We start from the raw sequence: 22,918 nt of genomic DNA, 5'->3' as shown, positions 1-22,918 counted from the left end.
AACTTGTTTTCAGCTTATTTTGTATACTGATTGGAAGATACCCAGCTGTCCAGTTCATCTTCTGTTTCGCAGATGACCAGCTCGCCGCTTTGAATCTTGGCTTTGATATCCGCAATCGCCGCCGCGATGTCTTCAGGAACTTCAACGTTGGAGAATTCATTGGAATAACCGACCGCTTCTTCCTTTAAGCCGCTGATCTTGACGCCTTCGGTCCATGTGCCTTCAACTAAAGCCTTGACTTCGTTGTAGACCATTTCGTTGACGTTGCGGATCGAGGTCGCCGGGATATAATCCGGTTCGATCGCATTCTGGTTTCCGCCGACGCCGAATGCATAGCGGTCAGCTTCTTTCGCAGCATTGAAGACACCAAGTCCGGAAGCTCCGGCAATGTGCTGGATGAAATCTGCGCCCTTGTTATACATCGACATTGCGATATTTTTACCTTTGTCAGAATCGTTGAAGCTGCCGACCGTCGCCGTCAAAACTTCACATTCCGGATTGACATATTTTACACCCGCTTCAAAACCAACGACGCCAGACCGCAGATTCGGATTGTCCATGCCCAGGATAACGCCGACAACGTTGTCCGCATTGGCTTTCGGCATTTCAGACAGCGTGCCTAAACCTGCGTAAACGCCGCACAGGAATGTCTGTTCCTGCCACTTTGTGGAAACAGCGCTGACGTTCGGCAGTTCCAGAGATGAGTCGATGATCGAGAATTTCTGATCCGGATAATCCGCCTGCACCGCCGTCAGAGCATCGTTCTGATCGGTTGCCAGACCGATGATTAAATCATAGACGCCGGCATCCGCAAACTGGCGGTAACCTGCTTCAAAATCACTGGCTGATTCCGGTTCAACATACTGGAAATCAATTCCGAAATCTTCTTTGGCCTGAGACAAGCCATCATAGGACATGTCGTTGAAGTTCTTATCGCCCAGTCCCCCGGTGGACAGAACGATCGCCACTTTCACCTGCTTATCACCGTTATTGGCTGTGCCTCCGTTGTTGTCTGTGCCGCCTTGTTTGCCGCCGTTGCCTGAGCAGGCTGCCAGCGATAAAGTCAGCAGTGCAGCGGTACAGAGAAGTCCTAACTTTTTCATCTTTTCCCTCCTGGTAAGCATAACGCTTACAAATACAGTAGTTTTATATCATGGAAAAGCCTACAAAAAAAGTGACAAATGTCACTTTTACTATATTTCATATGAATCTTCGCGTTTCTTCTGTAAGCGTTTTCTGCACTTTGAGTTGATCCACTTCGATCGCGGCTTCCATCTCTGAAAGAACAGTCTGCAAAACCCTGTTTTTTACTTGTTTAAGAATTTTAAAGATCAGTTTTATTTTTACACGGCAGCGTCTGAAATGCAACGTTGTTGCTTCGCTGATCCAGCGCGGCCTCCTGTATTTCCTGTTTATCCGCAAATTCACAGGGCTGCAGGGTCCGTCTTTAACCGCTGAAATTCTCTATGTAGTCGATCAGCCGCTGAATGGATGAGTTCACCGCCACATCATTGCGAAGCAGCACATGGAGCTGTACTTCTACATGCATATCCGCTAAGGGCAGCGCGACGATCCCCGGGTATTCCGTGTATTGCCAGCCAGCGTTAAAACTGACGGCAAGTCCGCTCTGAACTAATCTCATAATCAAATCCCGATCGGATGAATTCAGATAATAATCGGGAGCTTTCAGCCGGTTTTTACTGATTTCAGCATTGGTCTTCCCCGCCTGGCCGATGTCGTGACTCAGGCCGATCAAGGGATAAGGATTCAGGTCCGCGAGCCGGACTTCGTCCTGCCGCGTCAGCGGATGATCTTTCGCGGCAAGCAGAAACAGCTTGTTTTTCCTGGTATGCAAAGAATGGAAAACCGCTTCGTTGTAATTTCCCGTTGCGATCCAGACCGGGATCTCCTTTTGTTCCATGGCTTCCGCCAGCCGCTGCTTCGTAACCGAACGAACGCGAATCGCCAGATCCTGATTTTGAATGATGAAATTCGCCAGAAAATCTTTGCCAAAACCTTCCGAAAATCCGGATTGTAAGCCGATGACCAGTTCGTTTGTCCGTTTCTGCTTCAGTTTGTGGACTTCACTTAAAAAATCCTGATGAAATTGGATATAGTCTTCCGAACGTTCATACAAGGCTTCCGCGAATCGCGTCGGGACAGCGCCGGTACCCGTGACGTCAAACAGCTGCGCACCCAGCTCCTGTTCCATTTTCCGGATAATTTTCGTTAATCCTTGTCTTGATATATAGAGTGCTTCCGCGGCCTTATTCAGGCTTCCCTGCTCCACAATCGTCCGGAAATAATGTAATTGGATCACATCCATTATCCCACCCCTTTCGCTTATTGTAACACAGGAATGTAACTTTTGTTGCACCCAATGCAAACGAACGCTCCTCTCCACATCATCGCAGGCTATGATAAATTATTATCAAACGGAGGGAAAATAATGAAAAAGCAAGTTCTACGATTCAACATACTGCTTCTGATTGGCGCCTTGTTGCTTTCCGGCTGTTCGAAAACACCGGGCGGCGAAACCGGAACTCGATCGAGAACCGCGGCCGCTCAGGGATTCGGCGGCGAAGTTTCCGTCACACTGACCACTGAAAACGGCACGCTCGCCGACGTCGTGATCCAGGGAGACAAAGAAACTGAAGCGGTTGGCGGTCAGGCCATCCTGACTTTACAGAAAGCGATGAAAGAGAGTCAATCCATTGACGTGGAAGCCGTCAGCGGTGCGACCCTTACCAGCGAAGCCGTCCTCAGCGCAGCCCGTCAGGCGTGGAATACGTTAAACGGAGTCGAAACGGCAAAACCCGACGTCAAGATGAAAGCTGGAACCTATACGGCCTCGGCTCCGGGTTTCCGTTCCGCCTGGGATATCGAGGTCAGCGTTACCGTGGATGAAACACAGCTGCTTGCAGTCCAGGTCAATCCGGATTCCGCGGACACGGTCGGGATTTTCCAAAGCGCGGCCAATCTGCTTCCGCAGCGAATGGTTGAACATCAATCCGTTGCCGTCGAAGCAATCTGCGGCGCGACGGTTTCCAGCAACGCGATTAAAAGCGCCGCGAAAAAGGCCATCGTTCAGGCTTTGGAAGCGGCCGGCACCGACGCTGCGGCCATTTCCGCCTTTGAAACCATTCCGGATGAAGCGCCGGCGGCGGAGGAATTAACGACGGATATTCTGGTTGTCGGACTGGGGGCAGCCGGCACTACCGCCGCCTTGAGCGCTGCGGAAACCATGGCAGCGGAAAATCCTGAGAACGTCAGCGTACTGGCCATTGACAAGGCTGGCCGATATGGCGGAGCTTCCTCTTTGTGCTCAGGCGTCTTCGCGGTGAATCCGCCGGGTCTGGCGGACAAGTACAATGACGGAAAGGACTTCACTGACCGCGACGCGCTGTTAACGGACTGGCTGACGTATGTCGAAGGCGATGCAAAGCCGGAAATGATCGAATTACTGCTCGATCATTCCGGCGACACAATCGACTGGTTAGTTGAAGATTACGGGCTGGAACTGGAAAAACCGCAGACAGGGTTAACCGAAGGCGATTCCAATATCGTATTGTTCTCTTATGCGCCAAGCAAGGACGGCATGACCGTCAGACGGCAGCACAACATTCAGTTCTATGACAACTGTATGGCGGAATTCACGAAAATGGGCGGCAAAATCATGTTGGAAACGGAAGCTTATGATCTGATTGTGGAAAACGGCCAGGTTACCGGCGTGAAAGCGCGCAATACCGCCAACGGTCAGGAAATTCTGATTCACGCCAGGAAAGTCATTCTGGGAACCGGAGGCTTCTTATCCAATTCCGCGATGACCCAGAAATATTTATCGAACACGGTTTATCCGCTTTCCGGCAGCTGGGATATGGTCGGCATGAAGCAAAACGACGGTAAGATGATCGAATCCTCGATTGCGGAAGGCGCTGCGACCTACAATATCGGAATGTGCCCGGCTGTGCACATCATCGGTGCGGCTGGCTTTCTGAGCAATTTTGAATATCACACCTTGGAAGACAAACTGTGTATGCAGACGATGAAGCCGACAAAATGGACAGAAGGCGATCTGCCGCATTATCTGGGCGTCGCGCCGGATTCCCTGGCCGTCAACATGCAGGGTGAGCGCTTCACCAATGAAAAGCAGCTTGGCTTCAACGCCTGGGTTTCTGGCCCGAACTTCTATTCGCTTTACAGCGACACGCAGATCAGCGCCGTTGAGAAACGTGGTTTGCGCACGGCTCCGGCCTATATGACAACCGTCAATCTGGGCGCTAACGGCTGGGCTCCGGATGGTACGCCGATTCCAAACGCTCATGAAGTCATGGAGGCAGCGGTCACCGCCGGCTTTGCCTACAAAGCGGACACCGTGGAAGATTTGGCAGTTCAGTTGGGGATGGAGCCTGAAACCTTGAAACAGACCGTGGAAAAATACAATGCCGCCTGTGCCGCCGGCGTCGATGAGGAATTTGGCAAGAATGCCGAAAACCTGGATCCGTTAGCGGGGGAAGGACCCTTCTATGCAATCAAAATGGCCAATTATCCATACAGTACCTGCGCGGCGCTGGACGTTAACACAAACCTTGAGGTTCTGAAGACGGATGGTTCCGTGATGAGCGGCTTATACGCGGCCGGGCTGGATGCATCCGGCGTACTGTATTCTGAAAAGAAGCCTTACGTCACTTATGGCGGCGTCGATCAGGGCTTTGCCTTTACCTCCGGACGTCTGGCCGGCATTCACGCAGCCGCCTCGCTTATTGAAAAATAAGTAGTAACAGAATAAATTAAAACCTTCCCGCTTTGATTGTCTGAGATCCAATCTTCTCATTCAAATTCCCCTGCAGGAAGGTTTTTCTTATTCTTCGCGTTTCTTTTGTAACTTTTTCCGCTGTTCAAGCGTGATCGTCAGCGTGTTGCCTTCCTTACCGATCAGACCTTCGTTCTTGAACTGGCTCAGAAGCCGGTAAACCGTCCGGCGGGAACAGCCCATAAAGGCCGCCAGTTCTTCCCGCTTGATCTTGATCCGGATCACGTCGCCGCTGGGTTTCAGCGCGTCGCACAGCCGCAGCAGATAGTCGATCAGCTTAATGTTCATCGAATTGGTCGGATAGCGGGATTCATTGATCGCTGAATCATAAAATTGATTCGCCCAGTAACAGATCAGATATTCTTTAAACGGGCTGCAATCGGACAGCAGGATGAACAAATCTTCCCTGGTGATGCGGTAGCCGCGGCAGCGCTCATCGACTTTCAACGAACAGCAGTAACGGTGATGATCAGAATAAATTTCCATCAGACCGACAAAGCGGGCTTCATAATTGGTGACATAGGTGTAGGCGATCCCGCGCGTGTTTATGCTCTGGACGTCGAGTACCCCTTCGGTAAAGATGTAGCCGCAGGTCACCGGCGCGCCTTTTTCGATGATTGTCTCGCCCGGTTCAAAGGTGACCGGAACCAGCCGCATCCGCACCCGCTCGGGAATGGCTTCCAACACCTTTTCAAAACTAAGCATCGCGATCACCTCTTTTCGCTCTCTGGTAAAGATTATAGCGTATTTTAGCTGAGCTGAAAATATTTTCCTTGCGAAAGCTTCCGCTTTCCAAGATGAGCCAGCACGCACGATCCCTGATTTTTTATTCTTTTAACTCAAAACTTCGAAGAATGTATCTCATTCTTTTCTGCCTACTCATAAATATTAAAGCTTTCCTCGTTCACTTTCCGCAATTCCCCGGAATCCAAATCAAAAAGATAGGTAATCCACGATTCCTGCGGATATTTTATCGACTCTTCCTGCGCCCGTAACCAAAGTTTCCGCGAAGCAGGAAGATAAGCCATCTGAATGGAGGAGCTGTCCAGCTGCAATAGTTCTTCCTTTTCCTCGCCGCTGCGGTAATAGATTGTCGAATATTCCCGATATGTCGCTGAATTCATATCCTGAAACGGCTGGCTCCAATCCCATTGCGAATATTCCGCGGTGAACGCGCCGTTTTCCGTTAAAACAAAATCTCCTCCTAACGGCAGATCCTTCGCGATCAACTCCGCATGACTTCCATCAAATTCATAGATATCAAAATTATCGCCAACCATATCCTCAGCCTGCCACAATCCCAGTACAAATTGAGAGTCGGCAATCGGAAAAAGCATAAAGCTTTGTTCATTCCAGGTATTCAGCTGATCCGGCCTTGCCCGCAGCCGCAGTGTCTGATCATCAAGAGAATATTGATACAAATCACTTTCGTTAGGGGAACCTGCGGTCAGCCACAGGCAATTCTCCTTTTCATCATAAGCCAGACTGCTTACGTAAAAGCTATAATATCCCTCCGGATTCAACAGCGTGCTGTCAAACAATTTTTCTTTCTTTTGCGTAACCAGATTGAGCCGTCCGTATTCTTCCGGTGCGCTCCAGTCGGACCTTTGCACGAGAATCATCTGATCCTGATTTACGGTATAGTTGCTGACATCGTTCAGTTCCGCCGTCACTTCAAAGGTGGCGGAATTCAAAACCAGCGTTGTTGATGTCAGGAATTCTTCTTTCCGCCAGGATATATCCATAAACAACCGTCCGCCGTTGTGCTGCAGCTGGACGATTCTTCCTTCCGGATAACGTGACCGCGATAAAACATAGCGGTCTTCAATCAAACCTGTTTCCGGATTCAGCTGCTGGAGCTGTTTTCCATTGGCGCTGATCATGATCGCTTTCCCATCCACTTCCAAAGCATATCCAAGACAAGTTAACGATGCGCCGGGATCCTTGGATGAGCCCCGGGCCTCCCGCACTTCGCTGGCAAACGTAACCGGCTGGCCGATCCCCTCCATCGCCGCGTCTTCCCGACTTTGATAGTATTCGTTTTTAGCCTCAACGACGGTGAACATTTTACCGGTTTGCGGCTGGACAAGAAAAACATGATTTACGCCGTCGCCGGAATATCCCTGAATTTTTAACCAACCGCCCACTGGCGTGCAGCGTAGTTCTTCCAGACATTTCAGCGCAGCGACACTTTCCCTATCATAACCATTCTGACGGATGATCTGGCATTGCCGCGGTTCATCAAAATTACCGATTTCACGATTGGTGACGATCGTGTAAAACCCCTTCTGCGATAACGCCGGACGGGGGCGGAGGAGCGTTCCTTCATTTGTACTCTGGATCAGCTCCGCGTTTTTGCCATCATGATCCGTTGAGAAGTAATAGTTTTTCATTGATCCGTAGATTTGAAAATAGAGTTTTTCTTCATCCGCACCGATCAAATAGGCGACGGAATAATATTCACCCCACTCTCCCGGCTCCACTACAAAGGAACTTGATGTTTTATCTCCCCGGTCAATTTTAAAGTAAGTCCGCGTAGACTTCTCAATAGAATAATCCGCAGAGACAATTACGGTATGTTCAAGAATAGCTTCTACCGACATCCTGTCCGCGTCTTGTACTTCCGCGCTGAGATCGGTGATCATTTCCGCCGAATCCTCATCCACAGACTGATGCCACAGCTGATTCTCCTGAATCCAATATAGATCCTGCCCCTGCATCTGTCCTGATTCAGTCGCAATGATCTTTTTTTCCAACCGCATCTCTTTCAGATTCCAGAGATTTACGGTCATTGGATTTTTCCCATAACTGCCGGCAGTCTCTTCTTCGTTTTGTGTCCAAATGGCCAGCCGGCGGGCGTCTGGCGAAGTGATCCGCCGGATCTTCCCTGACGGCATCTGAGCGTCTTCAAAGAAATCCCATTGCCTCAGCGACTGATCTGAAAAATTCCAGATCATAATCTGGTTCTGATCAAAGTCCGGCATGTAATAATTTTCCCCGACGATGACCGCCTGCGTATCCACCTGACTCAGCCATTTTTCATTCGAACCTTTCGCCGGATCGGCGTGACAACCAGTCAAGCTCATGAAGCCGGCAAGCAAACAAAAGCCAAAGACAAACCTTCGTAATTCTCTGAATTTCATACATATTCTCCCACTTCAATTTTATAAATCCTATCCATTGCTTTTCTTGATTGTATTATAGCATGACGTCAGGTTTACAACAATAGACCCGTAAAAAAGATCAACTTTTATCCCAAAGATAAAAAACATCCAAAGAAATGCTTTGAATGTCTTCTAACAAAATGAATGCGGCGAAAATGAAAGCAAGCGGACACAATCCGTCAGAGATACCGCACTGTCTGATCCAGCGGCTTGCGCTGCTCATGTTGGCGGGATGGCCGGCAGTCGGCGCCGGGATAGCCGAACGGAAGCAGGCAATATGGCTCAACGCTTTCCGGCAGGGCCAGCGCCTGCTTTACCTTTTCCGTGTCGAACCAACAAACCCAGGTGCTGCCAATTCCCAGCTCCTGCATCTGCAGCATCATGTGTGCGGCAACGATTGACGCGTCCATTTCCGCTGAACTGCGGCCGTTGAACGGATTAACCCAGGCTTCGCTCTGATCCGCGCAAATGATCAGTACCTGCGGTGCGTCAAAGATCATTGCCGTGATCGCTCTGAGCTTCGCTAACAGGACTTCGCTGCGGACGACGTAAATCCGCTGCGGCTGCAGGTTTTTCGCAGTTGGCGCTAACCGGCCTGTTTCCAAAATTTGATCTAAGACGGCCTGCTCAACCGGCCGGCTGTCGAAACGGCGGACGGAATACCGCTGGGCCGCTAATTCTGAAAACTTCATCCTCATTCCTCCCTTTTTTCCTTTTTTATTATTCCGTCAGGAAAACCAATCTTAAAGCAACGATTCCAACAGCTTGGCAACACCTTCCTGAGCGTTGGTGTCCGCGATCAGATCCGCCTGGGCTTTCAACGCGGAAGACGCGTTGCCCATTGCCGCTTTGATGCCGCAGACATTAAACATTTCAATATCATTCAGACTGTCACCGACACCGAGCACCTGTTCCAACGGAATTCCCAGCTGAGCCGCTGCCGCCCGGATCGCCGTGCCTTTATCATTTTGATCCGAAGTAATTTCCAAATTGGTTTTCGCGTAACTGTAAACTTTAATATCCGGGATCGGCGCAAGCAGACGGTTAAGCTTTTTAATCTTAAATCCGCCCAGCGCGATGATTTTATAAACGGGGTCTTTCGACCTCTGGATCTGCCGCAGAGGCTGCGTCCAGGAACAGACTACAATTTGTTCCCCAGGCGGATTATGCCGCGTAACCTTCTGATAATCGGGACGAATTAAATTCAGCGAATTCCCATAGACATGATGAAACGTTTTCGCCTGCATCCACACATGCTCACGCTGAAGCAGCCGAAGAATCTCCAAGGCCGTTTCCTGTGGGATTGGGGTTCCCTGCGCCACGCCTTGAATTTTGCGGTAATTGCCGACATATCCGATCGCGTCTATGCGCGGATCGATTGACGCCGCCACCCCTTTTGCGAACAAATAGGGTCGCCCGGTCACCAGCACGACTTCCATCCCCAAATCCAGACATCCCTTAATGGCTTTCCGGCTGCGCTCACTGATCTCTTTGCGGGGCGTAAACAATGTGCCATCTAAGTCCAGACAGATCATCCGGACTGAACCTCTCGCTAAATGTACCATGGATTTCCTCCTGAAATTTATCCTCATTATACCGTATTTTCAATGAGTTCGAATAGCGTCCTTTTTAAATCATCAAAAGGGACAGGCTTAATTGAAGAAACAACGAAAGATAAACGAAGATTGGATGACCAGCGATTAAGCAAAGTATTAAGCGCTAATCCACATTCAGATTGCATGAATTTCTTTTTCTTGTTGATCAACATTTCCTTTTTTACCCAGAGCGTGTTTAAAAGTTAAATTCATATTTTTTCTTCGTTAAACTCACTTTGGAATAGATATCGGACTTTTATCTAAGTTTATTTGACAGACATTTCATGAAAGAAATTGTAACATCGCCAATGATATAAAAAGTTCTTGAAATAACTCAAGAATGGCATATACTATAAGTGTAGGGACGCTTGAGAAAGCGATACCCGTCAGACACTATCTCTTATTTGAGAAGTGGTGGACAGATAAGTGCCGAAGATCTTTGTGATGGATTGCGGCACTTTTTCGTATTATAAAAGTAGGAATAAAGTATCCTACTCGAAATAGAATTAGATGAGTATAAAATATTGAAATTGAGAAGAAATCATACAGGTGATGTTCAGTTAATCTTAGTATCTCATCAAGGGTATCAGAAGTTAGGATATAATATTCTTAGCTTCTTTTCTTTTGTGGGCCAACCTAAGTTGAGAAGCTCATAGAGAAGAAATGGCTTGGCACTTTTTGGAACAATCTAGTTCGTAAAAGAAAATGCCATTCTTCCTATTCAAATTCATAAGCTTGTTTAAATCTAAAAAGGCATCCGCCACAAGAGTGGAATCGTCTGGATTTCTTACGAAACAAAGTTGAATTGAATATGGAAGTATTCTCTCTCTTATTTGTGAAAGGAGGTTTTGTCCATGAAAGGGCCTATCGTTAGTATTGATGTATCCAACGGAAACAGTCACTTCCAATGTTTTACACAAAGAGGCACTAAAATGGGAAAGGTGCATCGGATTTCTCACACCGTAGAAGGCTTTAACTTCTTAAAATCAAAAATAGAAGAACTGGAGAAGAAAACAAACGAAGAAGTGGTAGCGGTCTATGAAGCAACCGGCGTGTATACGAAGCCATTAGAAAGATTTTTAGAAAAGAACGAAATCAAACAATACTCCATCTCGCCGTTACAGTCAGCGAAACAAAGGAAAACAGAAATACATAATAAGAAAACAGATAAAAAAGATCCCGAATCCATAGCGGAAGTCTATTATATTAAAGAGCTCCGAGAGGATGAAAAAGAAGCGGATCTCTATCATGAATTGCGTACTGCCAATCGTGTATATGAAGACTGTCTTGTCCATTTAAGAAAGTATAAAGTCACCTTTCAAAGTCACCTGAGTATCGTGTTTCCAGGCTATATGAAGCTCTTTCAAGACGGATACAGTCAAATCTCGCTGCAGTTACTGGAAATGTATCCCCATCCCGATAGGTTGAAGAACAAGCAGCCAGAGAAAGTGGCAAAAAAACTGAATAAGCAAACCGATCATAGTTTTGAAGTTTGTTTGAAAACTGCAGAGAAGGTTATTGCGTTTGCGAACAAAACGTATCCGGGCTGTGATAAAGAGGATGCTTGGGTTGCGGTGTTGGTCGATGACATTCATCATCTCCAGGATACGATGGAAGAGGCAGAGGCGAAGCTCGATAAAATTATAGAGCTTGCGAAAGCAACGCCCTATTACTCTATTATTTTAAGTATTGATGGTATCGGTCCCAATCTGGCCTCAAGAATCATCGCAGAGTTTGGCGATATAAGCAAATTCAAAACCAGAGGCGCTATGGTAGCCTATGTGGGGAATGATCCCAACAGAGCAGAATCAGGGGACATAGAAGGCTATCATTTATCGATTTCCAAAAAAGGGAATAAACGATTAAGATGTATTTTATATTTAGCGGTAACCTGTAGTATACGATCAAGGAAAGAGAATCCCATTAACGCTTTCTATCAAAAGAAAAGGCAACAATCAACCCCACTAAAGTCGAAAGCTGCCAAGGTAGCTTGTATCACCAAGCTAATTCGCACAATCCATGGGATGTGCAAGACGGGTACTGTGTTCACCAGCTAACCACCTATATTATATCTCAAATTACAAAAAGTTGAAGAGATTCAATCTTTTTGTATTGATGTTTTTTGAGATTTTGAGATTTTTCAAATTCACGCAAAAAACTCTTGTTTTTTATTATCTAATTTCTTTTGAGTTCTATAATTTTTAAGATGCAGTCCAGGCTGGTTGTCAGAAGCTGGGCAATCGCCAGAATGTCCCTTATCGTTAAAGAAGACAAAAGTTCCATGAAAAATTTCATAGAAAGCCCCTCCTTTCCAGAGCTGAGTAAACAAGCTCGAAAAACAAATGAATCAAAAGAATGATCCATCCAGGACGGGCAATCCCTTAATCAATGACCCTACATCTTTAATATTGCGCAAAATTCAAAAAAGCCACCTGAGAAAATGGAAAAAGTAAAATTACTTTTGAGGTTTAGTAAAACTCTAAAGAATTGAGATTCCTTCGAGGACGCAAGTCCTATGCGAATCCAACAATCACTCAATGTAAATCTGAGACTTCCTTGATTGGATATCGCCGCTTGTGTCTCAATTCAGTGATAACCGGAATCTCAGGTTTAAAGCAAGAAAACCGGCTTCTTTCCTGCCGGTTTTCCTTTTTATAGATCTTTACTTTCTAAATCTTCATGCCCTGTCAAAATGCCCTGTCAAACCATTTGATTGCCTCAATTTTTCAAGCTGTACGTAACCGGAGGACCGGAACGGTATCGCTTCGCGTATTCCTGCTTTTTTACAGTTCTTCCCCATTGGAAGCAATGACCTTGCGGTACCAGTCAAACGACTTCTTTTTCAACCGCGTTAAGCTCCCCCGTCCTTCGTCATCCCGGTCGACATAAATGAAGCCATAGCGTTTTTTCATCTGCCCGGTGCCGCAGCTGACGACGTCAATACAGCCCCACGGCGTGTAGCCGATCAGATCGACGCCGTCTTCCTCCACCGCCGCTTTCATCGCTTCGATGTGCTGACGGAGATATTCTATCCGGTAATCATCCACAATGGTGCCGTCCGGCTCAATCGTATCCACGGCGCCCAGACCGTTTTCCACAATGAACAGCGGAATCTGATACCGGTCATACAACTGATTGAGCGCGATCCGCAGACCGATCGGATCAGTTTGCCAACCCCAGTCGCTGGCCTTCAGGTAGGGATTCTTCACCGCGTTCAACATGTTGCCGCCGATCAGCTCGACTTCCCGGGCGGTTGCCACGTTGGAGTTATAATAGGAAAACCCGATATAATCCACAGTTCCATCCTGCAGTGCCGCTTCATCCTCCGGCGTGATATCCAGCGTCAACCCCTGCCGCTTCCAATAGGCTTTCGCCTTGGAAGAATATGCACCGCGGACCTGCACGTCCGAGAAATAGAGATGCAAATCGAGCTGACGCATGCATTCCAGCTGATCGGCCGGATTGCATGTTTCACCATAAAAGGTCGGATACAACATCATCATGCCGATTTTAAAATCCGGATTGACCGCATGGCCCAGCTTGACGGCCAGAGCACTGGCGGTCAGCTGGTAATGGGCTGCCTGCAGCTGAACCTGTTCGGCATTTTCGTTCTCCCCAATTCGGATGCCCGCGCTCATCTCACTGTGCAGACGCAGCACGTTGATCTCGTTGAAGGTCATCCAGTATTTCACTTTATTTTTATACCGATGGAAAATTGTTTCGCAGAATTTCAGATAAAAGCCGATCATCTCCCGACTGCGCCAGCTGCCGTAGTTTTTTACCAGCGCATAGGGTGTTTCATAATGGGAAATCGTGACAACCGGTTCGATGCCATATTTTAAACACTCGTCGAAAACCGCGTCGTAAAACGCTAACCCCTTCTCGTTGGGGATTTCATCGTCGCCGTCAGGATAGATCCGCGTCCAGGCAATCGAAGTGCGGAAGCACTTGAAACCCATCTTCGCAAACAGCGCGATATCCTCTTTATAATGATGATAGAAATCAATGCCTTCATGGTTGGGATAATAGACGCCCGGCAGCACGCCGTCGGTAAATTCGCGGACTTTTCCGATCCCGCCGACCGTCATGCAATCGGCGGTACTCAGACCTTTGCCATCTACATTCCAGGCGCCTTCGCATTGGTTGGCGGCCACTGCGCCGCCCCACAGAAAATCACTTCTTAACATAAGCTTCTCCTTGTTATCCTTTTCCTTCTTATCCTGATCTAACGAATATTCGCACCTGCGAAATAACCGTCGTGCGTCGCTTCAATGACTTTCGCCACCCGCTTACAATCGCCGATCATCACGGTGTTGGGCGTAATCCCATAAAATTGCTGAGCTGCTTCCGCCCGTGAGCGCAGACCGACCGCAAGCAGAATGTGATCGGCGGGAATCTGCTGGATTCCCTGCGGGGTCCGGACTTCTACGCCGTCCGGCTTGATTTCCAACACTTGCGATTGAAGCAGACAGGTCAAGGTTGAACAGCGGCGAAGATGCTGATGCAGCGCAATCCGGTACAGCTTATTGCCTTTGGCCGACAACGTATCCGACATTTCAATCAGCGTGACCGTTTTCCCCCGTTCTGCCAATTCCAGAGCCAGCTCGGTTCCGATCGTGCCGCCGCCGATGATCACAAACCGTCCCTGCGCTGAATCCAGCTCGGGATACAGCGTCACCGCCTGACGGGCATACTCCACGCCGGGAATGCGCGGCGTAATAAACTTCGCTCCCAATCCGAGAATCAGATCATCCGGTGCAAGCGAGGCGATCATTTCAGGCGTCGCTTCAGTCTCCAGCCGGACTTCAACATTGGACTTGGCGATCTGCCGGATCAGGTATTCGCGATATGCTTTCAGCTCTTTTTTATAGTCGTCATAATCCGCCCAGTTCAGCTGACCGCCCAACTTGGCCGAGCGCTCCAGCAAGATTACATGATGGCCTTGTTCCTCAGCGGTCAGCGCCGCTTTCATCCCGGCCGGTCCGCCGCCGACCACGACGACCGTTTTAGGCTTGACGGTCTTTTCCAGTTTCCGCGGCACGCGGTTTTCCCGGCGAAAGCGGGGATTGACGCTGCATTGGACATTTTCATGTTCCGTCGCGATGTGATAACAATTCAGGCACCGCAGGCAGGGAACGATATCCTCAGTCCGGCCCTCGCAGGCTTTTTGCGGCCAGTCGGGATCCGCTACCAGCTGCCGGCCAAGCATGACCAGATCGGTGCTTCCGTCCGCGATCAGCTGTTCGCAAACCGCGGGATCCGTGATTCCGCCGACCAGCGCGACCTTCACTCTGCATTCCTGCTTGACCCGGCGCGCAAATGCCGCGTTGTAATACTGCGGTTCAAAAACGGTGGTATGGGTATGAACGTTAGCTTCATAGTGTTCAACAGTCCCACCGTAACAATCCATCCCGGCCGAGACGTTGACGATATCGACCAGATCTTCCACCTGTTTCAGAAAATAAAGCATCTCGTCTTCGGAATACGATTCCGGCACTATCAGCTGGCGGGAGATCCGCATCATGATCGGATAGTGCGGGCCAACGGCCTGCCGCACAGCAATCAGGGCTTCCCGGGCAAAGCGGATGCGATTGTCCAGACTGCCGCCATACCTGTCGGTGCGGCGGTTCCACACCGGTGAAAGAAACTGGCAGCATTGGCTGTCATGTCCAAAATGAAGCATGATCATTGAAAAGCCAAAATCCTTCGCCTTTTTACAGTTATCCGCTAAATCCCGGATCTGGTCCTCCATTTGTTCCACGGTCATGGTTTTGCCCATTTCGCCGGTATAACAAATTCCGTCGCTGGGCATCTGCACCGTGCCGTCCGGATTCTTTAACGGATGGAAGCTGAATTCCATAATACCTGCCGCTCCGCCCTCTTCCAGGACGGATAGCGTTTCCCGTGTCACATCGCGCGCATATTTATCAAAGGGATTCGCGGCTCCAACAATATCCGCCGGCCCATAGCTGGATACCACGACGCCGGCGCTGCCGCCTCTGGCTTTATCCGGCAAAGAGATGCCGCCATAATAGGTGGACGAGACCAAATGTGCTCTCGGCACGCCCATCGGCGCTGCCAGCACACGGTTTTTCAACATCAGAGAATTGATCAGAATCGGACTGAATAAATGCGGAAAAGAAGTTTTCATAACGAACCTCGCTTTCTGTCCTCATTATCCAGTTTTCCGTGATCGTTTTCCACACTGCCGTTTGCCTGTTGACCGGGCAGAAACGGATTGATTTCCAGATTATAGAATCTCTTAATTCCAAGTTTTTCATTATCCGCGCTTGTTATGAAAGCTTAAGATATTTTCATGTAATTTTGCGTAAATAAAAAAACTCTCCTCGTGTACGATAATCTCACAGTCCAGTCGTCGGAGAGAAAAACATGTTAATCCGAGCCTGGATAGAAGAAAAGACGATCAAAATTGGAGAATGCCGCCGAATGATTATGTCTACATAGTATTGCATCGCGTTTTTATCGTGTTGAGCCAATTAAAAATCCCTTGGAAAACGATCGCGATATTGACTCACTTAAAATTTAGGATTCAGATTTAGTTTACTCCGTGCTAAAAGCATTGATCCACTCTACGCCGTTTTCAGTATCTGAGAATAAAAAAAACAATGCTTTCTCTTTTTGAAAAAAGAAAACACTGGCTTTTTCCTATTCTTTATCGGGATTCCGGACAGGTGTAGCGCGGCAGACCTTGCGTGTGCTTGCCATATTCGATGGCCTCCATCGGACAGCGGCTGATGCAGGCCATGCAATGCGTGCAGTTACAGGATGTCCTGCTTCCAATTTAATATTTTTCAACGGACACTCCTGAACACATTGACCGCAGGAGACGCAGGCTTCGGTAGCCGTAAATTTCTTTGCGTGGACAAACATCGGATAAAACAAATCGTTGACGATGCCGCTGTTCAGTTTGTCCTTTATCGTTCTCGGCAGTTCAGGAAAACATTCTCCTTTTTTGATACTTTGTGCGGCCTGCTCGATGACAGGGTAAGCCGCCGCAAGCTGCTTCTCCGCTTCCTCTGGCGCCGGTGTAGAAAACATCGCGATATAATTTTCCGGCATCACGATCGGAAAACAACCCAGGTAATCCATCTTCTTCCGTTCGCAGAGTTTTTCCAAATAAGCTCCGGCATTGCCGATGCTGCCGCCGCAGGTCATGACAAAATAGATTTTGGAATTCCCGGTTAAAGGTGTCTTTTCCAGCCACTCGCTGACAATCCGCGGAATTCTCCACGCATAGGTCGGCGTCACGATCACCCAGGGCTGACTGGCTTGCAGCGGCGAGTAATCCTGATCACGGATCCTTTCAAACAAATCGAGAACCTCCATGCCCGTCAGCCGGCCGATCCGCTGCGCGGCAAACGCGCTGTTGCCGGTTCCTGAAAAATAACAAATCATCCTGTTTCCTCCCTTATCTGTCAGCGTCTTCGCTGATATGACGCACGCTTTCGTAGATTAAATTGACTAAATCCGCGATCGCTTTCCACTGCGTCCCCTGCACACTTAAATAATAATAGTTTTTCGTCCCTTCCTTACGCATTGCGACGATCCCAGCTTCCTTTAAAATCTGAAGATGATGTGAAACCGAAGGCCGTGTGAGATGGGTTTTTAACGCGATCTCACCCACCCGGATTCCTGATAAATCACTTTCCAACAGGACCTGTAATATCAGTTGGCGGGTTTCATCGCCAATCGCGGTAAAAGCGCTGCGGCAGTTCTGAAACCCTTCCGCGATTTGCTTTGTCCGCGCTTCGCATTCTACCGCTTTGTGCCTCATTTCCACTGGACATTCATCTCCTTTCGCGGTACCGAGCGCAGATAACGCACGCCGGGATACCCCATAACCAGGGTCATCGCAACTTTCTTCCCTTTCGGTATTTGCAACGCTTTTTTTATTTTCGGCGACAGGTTGGCAGCCATTGTAAAAAAGCCGCTGAACAACACACCTAAGCCGTTGGCCTCCGCGACAAATTCCATATTCTGCGCCGCAAGCAGACCGTTGGTCTTATCTTCCGCCACAACCAGGATGACCAGCGGGGCCTTAAAGAAAAAGAAATGATCGTCAATGACATTGTTACGCGCCAGCGGATTGATTAGATCGGCCAGCGGTTTTATTTTTCTGAACAAATTGACGGCCAGCTTTTCAAAACGACCTTTTTCCTGATCTAAAACTATAAAGGAAACATCTCGTTTGTTTTCAGCCGTATGCGTCATCCATCCCGCTTCCAGAATCTGCTTCACCACTTCCGTTGGGACCGGCTTATTTTGAAACTGGCGAACAGTCCGGCGAAACCGGATCGTATTTAAAACCTGCCCGGGATCCAGTCTTTCCTCTTTGTTCTTCTCTTCCGGTGCATGATCATACCCGCTGACCGTCACCGCTTTGCGCGGGCAAACCGCTTCACACTGTCCGCAGAACAAACAGTCCTCCAGGATGACCTGCGCTTTGTCCTCCTGGATTTTTAAGTTATGTGTCGGACAGGTCTTCACGCACAAGGAACAGCCAATACATTTGTTTTTTTCTACGACGACTTGAAGTTTATCCATGATCTGATCCCTTTCGTTCACTTTCGTTAACCATTATAGGGGACATTGCCAATCCCTGCAACATTGGTAAAGAAAGTGATTACCAATGCTAAGAAAGACAATTAAAGCCGGCAGCAATTTCAAAGAAAACGAAAAGACAGACTTTCGCCTGCCTTCTCCCTTTGATGCTCCGCCAATAAGCGATTACACCGTTGCGCCAAGAAAATAACCTTCGTTGGTCGCTTCCAGAATCTTTGCGACACGGTTGCAATCACCGACCATCGCCGTTTCCGGACAAATTCCATAAAACGCCATCGCCTCTGCTTTCCGTGCTTTCATGCCGGTTGCCAGAATTACGGTATCCGCCGCAAGCCGCTGCCTCTGACCCGCACCGTCGCAAACGTCGACGAAGTCCGGGCCGATCTGTTCACAAGTCCATCCCGTCAGCGTGCGCAGCGATTCTGCCCTTTCAAAATGCTGGAACAGCGCGGTTCGAGTCAGATGATTCGCTTGGGCATAGATTTGTTGGGACAGCTCCACAATCGTCACCTCATGTCCGCTTTCCGCCAGCTCCAGTCCCAGTTCGCAGCCGATCGTGCCGCCGCCGATGATCACGCAGCGTCTTTTCGCCAGCTTCGGATTTTCGATGACCGCCAGCGCCTGCACCGCGTGTTCGGAGCCTTCGATCCGCGGCTGAACTGGTTCAGCGCCCAGCGCCAGAATCAGCGCGTCCGGTTTCAGGTTTTCCACGGTTTCCGGTGTCGCGGTTTCATTCAGGCGGACGTCGATCGTACTGTTGCGAACCTGATGCAGAAGATAATCCCAATATCGCCGCAGGTCTTCCTTGAACGGCCCGGCACTGGCCCATTTCAACGCACCGCCCAGCTTGGGCTGCTTCTCGATTAAAATAACCTTATGCCCACGCTGATCCGCGGTTAACGCCGCTTGGATCCCGGCCGGGCCGCCCCCGACAATCACAATCCGCCGGCGTTGGGCCGCCGGCTGCGGGAGCAGCGGCACCCGGTTCTCCCGGCGGAAGCGGGGATTGACGCTGCATTGGATATTCCAGTGTTCTGTCGCGATGTGATAACAATGCATGCACCGCAGGCAGGGAACGATATCCGCATCCCGGCCTTCCAGCGCTTTCTTTGGCCAGTACGGATCGGCGATCAGGCTGCGGCCGCACATTACGGCGTCGCCAATCCCCTCTGCGATCACAGCTTCCGCTTCCTGCGGACTCATCACCGCGCCAACCAGGCAGATCAGAAGCGAGGTTTCCTGCTTGATCCGCCAGGCAAATTCCGCGTTGTAGCAATGCGGTTCAAAAATCGTCGGCACCGCATGGACATTGCCGGCGTGAACTACATCCATTCCGCAGCTAATATTGGCCATATCGACCAGCCCTTCCGCCGCCTTTAAGAACGCAGCCATCTCATTCTCAGAATAGCTTTCCGGAACGGTGAGCTGGCGCGATATCCGCAGGATCAGCGGAAACTCCGGTCCCGCGGCCGCACGGATCGCCCGCAGCACTTCCAGCGGGAACCGCATCCGATTTTCCAGTGAACCCCCGTACTCATCGGTCCGCTGATTCCACACCGGCGATAAAAACTGCCCGCACAGGGAATCATGACCAAAATGCAGGGTCAAGGCATCGTAGCCCAACCGCAGGCAGCCCCGGACCCGCCGCACCTGATCGGCGATCAGCTGATCCATTTGTTCCCGATCGAAAGCTTTCATCTTCACGCCGTCAAACCGGATCCCCGCGCTGGGACCGCGGACAAAGCCTTCTTCATCCGGCAGCGAAAAGAATTCCAGCTCGTAAGCGGCCCGCGCCCCATTCTGATGGGCGACGCTGAGATCCTCCACGGTTGTATCCAATTCATATTTATCAAGAGGATTCATGCCGCCGGTATGCACCATCGCACAGCCGCCCAGTGAGCGGTCAAGCGCGCTCATCCCGCCGTAATTGACGCTCGAGATGATTTTATGACTGGGGATGATTCCCATCGGCGCAGCGATGATCCGGTTTTTCAACATCAGGCCGCGGATCTGCAGCGGTGAGAATAAATGCGGATAAGGGGTTTTCATTCCATTTCTCCCTGCCTTTCTTTTCAGTAAATTTTTTAAACGTACAATCCGGACAGCCAGAACGTCACCAGCGTCAGCCCGGCGCCGATCAGAAATCGAAGTCCGCCTGAGCGTAGCCGCTGATACCGGACTAACGGCGGCAGCGTCATCAGAACGATCAGCAGCGGCGGAATTGCCGCCAGCCAGGCCTGCGCCAATAAAAGCAGCAGCGTCACCGCCGCGAAACAGCCGGGCAGAATCCAGCCGTAAATCCGCGTCATTTTCCGGGTGAGCGCAGGATCGCCTAAATGCAGCGGACTCACAGAATCCGCCCCTGCGCGTCGATCAGCTGGATGTTGGTATATAGATTGGCCAGCTCTGGAATTGTTTTGATGTATTTCTTCATCGCTGCCTTTGCGGCCTCGTCGCTGGCTGCGGTATGCTTGACCTGAAGCGTTAGCCCGCTGAGGCGGACAACCTCGAAATGGATCAATTCAAAATCAAGCTGATCGATTTTTTCTTTCAGCAATTTCGCTTTGGGACATCCGATCTGAAGCATAAAATTCCTCCTTGTTTTTAAGAGACCGGGCTGTGTTCTTCCCGGCTTTTTTTGTTTTCCAGTTTTCTTTCCAGAATCCTTAATGGATTCCGTTCGATTAAGAATCAGGGTCTTCCTTTTGAGGATAAACGTCCGGATCTCCATCCGGAACTTGTTGGAACAAAGTGAAGAAGCTGCTTACGCAGCTTCAGAAACAGCGCTGTTTTCTTCTTCCACAGCCTGTTTGTCGATCATTTTAACAAATGGATACCAGATCAGCATATCGACAGCCAGAATCACGATCTGCAAGACCGCGCCCTGCCACGGAACTGAACAGGTCAGGATTCCCTGCAGGATTCCCGGCATCGTCCAGCTTGGATTGACGCCGGTAAACCGGGCGCACAGACCAATCGCGACGGATCCGTAAGCGATGCAGGTATTCGCGATCACGCCCAGCATGTACGGAATGAACAGCAGTGGGTTCAGCATGATCGGGATGCCGAACAATAACGGCTCGCCGATATTGAAGATCTGCGGGACAATCGCAACCCGCGAGAGCTGCTTGTAGCGCTTGGATTTCGCCAGGAAGAACAACAGAATGCCCAATCCCAGCGTTGCGCCGATCCCGCCCATCTGAATGGAGTTCAGCAAGCCGGTCGTATAGATGTTCGGCAAAGCGGAACCGGCCGCCATCGCCGCCATGTTCTGTTCGTTCGCCGCCGTTGCCAGCGCGTCCATAAACGGAACGACCGAGGAACCATGAATGCCGCAGAACATCGCCAGCGTCATGACCAGTTCGGTGACTAACAAACCGAAGAAGCTGGTGCCCAAACCGGACAGCGGTGTCTGGATAAACGTGTAAATGAGCTGATGGATCGATTCATACGGCGTCGCCGCCAGCGCCTGACCGATCAGCGAACAGCCGAAGACCAGAATAAACGCCGGAATCAGCACCGCGAAGGTTGCTTCAATATAATGCGGAACGCCCTGCGGCATCTTGATCGTCACATTGTGATCCTGGCACAGCTTGACAAACCGCACGACCAGATACGAAATGATAAACGCTGAGAACATGCCGGAGTGGCCGAGCCAGGCCGATGGGATCGCGGTGTACAGCTCCGTCGGCGTCAGCAGCAGAAACGACGCGACGGTCAGCGGCACACAGGCCAGCGGTTCGTTCATGCCCAGCCGTTTTGCGTACAAATACGGCAGCACCAGCACGGTGTAAAACGCGATGATGCTTAACGTCCAGCTTTGAGCATTCATAAAGACCATCAGTATCATCGGATTCGCGCCTAAAAATGCCTGCCACCCGCCGACGTCGATAAACGCGAACAGACAGGCAAAGGAACCGATCACCGTGATTGGAAGCAGAACTTGAAGTGCTTCGGCCATGGCGTTCAAGAAGGTCATCTTGTGGACCCATTCCGCCAGCGGTTCAACGAAGCTGGATATTTTTTCCATCAATGTATCCATTGTATTTTCTCCTCTTTTCAAATAAACTCAGTTTTTAGTCAGGACTTGAGATGTTCCAATGCCGTTTTCAATACCTTTTCCCCATTCATCATGCCGTAATCCACCGTGTCGATGACCATGAATTCCACCCCTTTTTCCGCATATTTCGCGTCAAAGGTTTTCTTTTTGAAGCGGACCTGCGGACCTAACAGAACGATGTCCGCCCCGTCGATCAGCTCGTCCAGCTTCGTGTAGGGATAGGCGTTGATCACAGCGTCGATACCCAGCTGCTGCGCGGCGTCCTTCATCCGCTCCGTCAGCAGGCTTGTGCTGGCGCCATGTTCGCAGACAAGAATGATATTGACCATTATTTCACCTCCTCCCCGTCTTTCTGAGCTTGCATTCTGAGCAGCCTTTCGGCAAATTCCCGGCTGATCTCGGCCGCACTCAGATGATTGGACGCGTGGATCAGCATCATCGTCATCGGCAGCGCGGCGGGATCGCGGGCTTCCTCCACCAACAGCTTCGTATGAATTTCATGAGCCTTGACGATCGCTTCATCAGCGACGGCCAGAGCCTGCCGCGCCGCTTCCCAATCGCCGGCTTCCGCGTAATCGAGCGCTTCCATGCAGCTGCTTTTGCCATCCCCGGCATTCGCGATAATCATGCATGAAAGATTGTTTACTTCCTGAATCGTCACGTTTTCTGACCTCCTTGCTTGCACCCTAACTGTAAAGCGCCG

19 protein-coding genes and 1 pseudogene are annotated in these 22,918 nt (G+C 49.8%); 2 read left to right on the top strand and 18 right to left on the bottom strand.

From position 1 onward, the window contains the following. Window positions 1–14: 14 nt before the first annotated feature. Complete coding sequence (locus BQ7364_RS15390) at window positions 15–1,103, bottom strand: BMP family ABC transporter substrate-binding protein (protein ID WP_072685560.1); 1,089 nt, start codon at window positions 1,101–1,103, stop codon at window positions 15–17. A gap of 344 nt (window positions 1,104–1,447) precedes the next feature. Next, the gene (locus BQ7364_RS15385; RefSeq protein WP_159432825.1) at window positions 1,448–2,320 is read right to left on the bottom strand and encodes a LysR family transcriptional regulator; all 873 of its coding nucleotides are present in this window, start codon (window positions 2,318–2,320) and stop codon (window positions 1,448–1,450) included. A 129-nt stretch (window positions 2,321–2,449) separates the two neighbouring features. On the opposite strand from BQ7364_RS15385, the gene BQ7364_RS15380 reads away from it, so the two are divergent. Continuing rightward, window positions 2,450–4,774, top strand: coding sequence for an FAD-binding protein (locus tag BQ7364_RS15380; protein ID WP_072685556.1), 2,325 nt, complete (start codon window positions 2,450–2,452; stop codon window positions 4,772–4,774). A gap of 87 nt (window positions 4,775–4,861) precedes the next feature. Here BQ7364_RS15380 and BQ7364_RS15375 read toward each other — a convergent pair whose 3' ends face one another. The 4 genes from BQ7364_RS15375 to BQ7364_RS15360 form a co-directional block, all read right to left on the bottom strand. Next, window positions 4,862–5,518, bottom strand: a complete 657-nt coding sequence (locus tag BQ7364_RS15375; RefSeq protein ID WP_072685554.1) for a Crp/Fnr family transcriptional regulator — start codon at window positions 5,516–5,518, stop codon at window positions 4,862–4,864. A 170-nt stretch (window positions 5,519–5,688) separates the two neighbouring features. Continuing rightward, window positions 5,689–7,956: a hypothetical protein gene (locus BQ7364_RS15370; protein ID WP_072685552.1), complete on the bottom strand. Its 2,268-nt coding sequence runs from the start codon at window positions 7,954–7,956 to the stop codon at window positions 5,689–5,691. Window positions 7,957–8,156: 200 nt separating this feature from the next. Beyond that, window positions 8,157–8,669, bottom strand: a complete 513-nt coding sequence (locus BQ7364_RS15365; RefSeq protein ID WP_072685551.1) for a nitroreductase family protein — start codon at window positions 8,667–8,669, stop codon at window positions 8,157–8,159. 51 nt (window positions 8,670–8,720) lie between these two features. Next, window positions 8,721–9,542 carry an HAD family hydrolase gene (locus tag BQ7364_RS15360; RefSeq protein WP_072685549.1) on the bottom strand — a complete coding sequence of 274 codons (822 nt, stop codon included), beginning with the start codon at window positions 9,540–9,542 and terminating at the stop codon, window positions 8,721–8,723. Window positions 9,543–10,426: 884 nt separating this feature from the next. On the opposite strand from BQ7364_RS15360, the gene BQ7364_RS15355 reads away from it, so the two are divergent. Further along, the gene (locus tag BQ7364_RS15355) at window positions 10,427–11,629 is read left to right on the top strand and encodes an IS110 family RNA-guided transposase (protein ID WP_072685547.1); all 1,203 of its coding nucleotides are present in this window, start codon (window positions 10,427–10,429) and stop codon (window positions 11,627–11,629) included. 726 nt (window positions 11,630–12,355) lie between these two features. Here the strand turns inward: BQ7364_RS15355 and BQ7364_RS15350 are convergent. The 12 genes and pseudogenes from BQ7364_RS15350 to BQ7364_RS15300 form a co-directional block, all read right to left on the bottom strand. Beyond that, window positions 12,356–13,759 carry a 6-phospho-beta-glucosidase gene (locus BQ7364_RS15350; RefSeq protein ID WP_072685545.1) on the bottom strand — a complete coding sequence of 468 codons (1,404 nt, stop codon included), beginning with the start codon at window positions 13,757–13,759 and terminating at the stop codon, window positions 12,356–12,358. Window positions 13,760–13,797: 38 nt separating this feature from the next. Further along, on the bottom strand, window positions 13,798–15,723 hold the full coding sequence (locus tag BQ7364_RS15345; protein WP_072685543.1) for an oxidoreductase: 1,926 nt from the start codon (window positions 15,721–15,723) through the stop codon (window positions 13,798–13,800). Window positions 15,724–16,245: 522 nt separating this feature from the next. Continuing rightward, window positions 16,246–16,338 carry a hypothetical protein gene (locus tag BQ7364_RS18450; RefSeq protein WP_229056928.1) on the bottom strand — a complete coding sequence of 31 codons (93 nt, stop codon included), beginning with the start codon at window positions 16,336–16,338 and terminating at the stop codon, window positions 16,246–16,248. Between the two features lie 74 nt (window positions 16,339–16,412). Next, a pseudogene (locus BQ7364_RS15340) lies at window positions 16,413–16,988 on the bottom strand (EFR1 family ferrodoxin); the annotation flags it as partial. Between the two features lie 13 nt (window positions 16,989–17,001). Beyond that, window positions 17,002–17,367 carry an ArsR/SmtB family transcription factor gene (locus tag BQ7364_RS15335; RefSeq protein WP_072685541.1) on the bottom strand — a complete coding sequence of 122 codons (366 nt, stop codon included), beginning with the start codon at window positions 17,365–17,367 and terminating at the stop codon, window positions 17,002–17,004. Continuing rightward, window positions 17,364–18,137 carry a nitroreductase family protein gene (locus BQ7364_RS15330; protein ID WP_072685539.1) on the bottom strand — a complete coding sequence of 258 codons (774 nt, stop codon included), beginning with the start codon at window positions 18,135–18,137 and terminating at the stop codon, window positions 17,364–17,366. The genes BQ7364_RS15335 and BQ7364_RS15330 overlap by 4 nt, the downstream gene beginning before the upstream one ends. A 183-nt stretch (window positions 18,138–18,320) precedes the next feature. Further along, window positions 18,321–20,204 (bottom strand): FAD-dependent oxidoreductase, encoded by a 1,884-nt coding sequence (locus BQ7364_RS15325; RefSeq protein WP_072685538.1) that lies wholly within the window; start codon window positions 20,202–20,204, stop codon window positions 18,321–18,323. A gap of 35 nt (window positions 20,205–20,239) precedes the next feature. Continuing rightward, window positions 20,240–20,506 (bottom strand): hypothetical protein, encoded by a 267-nt coding sequence (locus tag BQ7364_RS15320; RefSeq protein ID WP_072685537.1) that lies wholly within the window; start codon window positions 20,504–20,506, stop codon window positions 20,240–20,242. After that, a complete protein-coding gene (locus BQ7364_RS15315) occupies window positions 20,503–20,742 on the bottom strand; it encodes a hypothetical protein (RefSeq protein WP_072685535.1) in 240 nt (79 codons plus the stop codon). Before BQ7364_RS15315 ends, BQ7364_RS15320 begins: the two co-directional genes overlap by 4 nt. 177 nt (window positions 20,743–20,919) lie before the next feature. Next, window positions 20,920–22,197 carry a PTS sugar transporter subunit IIC gene (locus BQ7364_RS15310; protein ID WP_072685533.1) on the bottom strand — a complete coding sequence of 426 codons (1,278 nt, stop codon included), beginning with the start codon at window positions 22,195–22,197 and terminating at the stop codon, window positions 20,920–20,922. Window positions 22,198–22,235: 38 nt separating this feature from the next. Next, complete coding sequence (locus BQ7364_RS15305) at window positions 22,236–22,544, bottom strand: PTS sugar transporter subunit IIB (protein WP_072685531.1); 309 nt, start codon at window positions 22,542–22,544, stop codon at window positions 22,236–22,238. Next, a complete protein-coding gene (locus BQ7364_RS15300) occupies window positions 22,544–22,876 on the bottom strand; it encodes a PTS lactose/cellobiose transporter subunit IIA (protein WP_083538651.1) in 333 nt (110 codons plus the stop codon). Before BQ7364_RS15300 ends, BQ7364_RS15305 begins: the two co-directional genes overlap by 1 nt. Window positions 22,877–22,918 lie beyond the last annotated feature (42 nt).

Source organism: Holdemania sp. Marseille-P2844, from assembly GCF_900120005.1.
GTDB lineage: Bacteria > Bacillota_I > Bacilli_A > Erysipelotrichales > Erysipelotrichaceae > Holdemania.
Note: the sequence above shows the minus strand (reverse complement) of the source record. Positions and strands in the feature narration are given on the sequence as shown.

Bases quoted from the DNA above. Each gene is read 5' to 3' on its own strand.
- BQ7364_RS15390 (WP_072685560.1), bottom strand. From the start codon at position 1,103: ATGAAAAAGTTAGGACTTCTCTGTACCGCTGCACTGCTGACTTTATCG.
- BQ7364_RS15380 (WP_072685556.1), top strand. From the start codon at position 2,450: ATGAAAAAGCAAGTTCTACGATTCAACATACTGCTTCTGATTGGCGCC.
- BQ7364_RS15375 (WP_072685554.1), bottom strand. From the start codon at position 5,518: ATGCTTAGTTTTGAAAAGGTGTTGGAAGCCATTCCCGAGCGGGTGCGG.
- BQ7364_RS15370 (WP_072685552.1), bottom strand. From the start codon at position 7,956: ATGAAATTCAGAGAATTACGAAGGTTTGTCTTTGGCTTTTGTTTGCTT.
- BQ7364_RS15365 (WP_072685551.1), bottom strand. From the start codon at position 8,669: ATGAAGTTTTCAGAATTAGCGGCCCAGCGGTATTCCGTCCGCCGTTTC.
- BQ7364_RS15360 (WP_072685549.1), bottom strand. From the start codon at position 9,542: ATGGTACATTTAGCGAGAGGTTCAGTCCGGATGATCTGTCTGGACTTA.
- BQ7364_RS15355 (WP_072685547.1), top strand. From the start codon at position 10,427: ATGAAAGGGCCTATCGTTAGTATTGATGTATCCAACGGAAACAGTCAC.
- BQ7364_RS15350 (WP_072685545.1), bottom strand. From the start codon at position 13,759: ATGTTAAGAAGTGATTTTCTGTGGGGCGGCGCAGTGGCCGCCAACCAA.
- BQ7364_RS15345 (WP_072685543.1), bottom strand. From the start codon at position 15,723: ATGAAAACTTCTTTTCCGCATTTATTCAGTCCGATTCTGATCAATTCT.
- BQ7364_RS18450 (WP_229056928.1), bottom strand. From the start codon at position 16,338: ATGGCCTGCATCAGCCGCTGTCCGATGGAGGCCATCGAATATGGCAAG.
- BQ7364_RS15335 (WP_072685541.1), bottom strand. From the start codon at position 17,367: ATGAGGCACAAAGCGGTAGAATGCGAAGCGCGGACAAAGCAAATCGCG.
- BQ7364_RS15330 (WP_072685539.1), bottom strand. From the start codon at position 18,137: ATGGATAAACTTCAAGTCGTCGTAGAAAAAAACAAATGTATTGGCTGT.
- BQ7364_RS15325 (WP_072685538.1), bottom strand. From the start codon at position 20,204: ATGAAAACCCCTTATCCGCATTTATTCTCACCGCTGCAGATCCGCGGC.
- BQ7364_RS15315 (WP_072685535.1), bottom strand. From the start codon at position 20,742: ATGCTTCAGATCGGATGTCCCAAAGCGAAATTGCTGAAAGAAAAAATC.
- BQ7364_RS15310 (WP_072685533.1), bottom strand. From the start codon at position 22,197: ATGGATACATTGATGGAAAAAATATCCAGCTTCGTTGAACCGCTGGCG.
- BQ7364_RS15305 (WP_072685531.1), bottom strand. From the start codon at position 22,544: ATGGTCAATATCATTCTTGTCTGCGAACATGGCGCCAGCACAAGCCTG.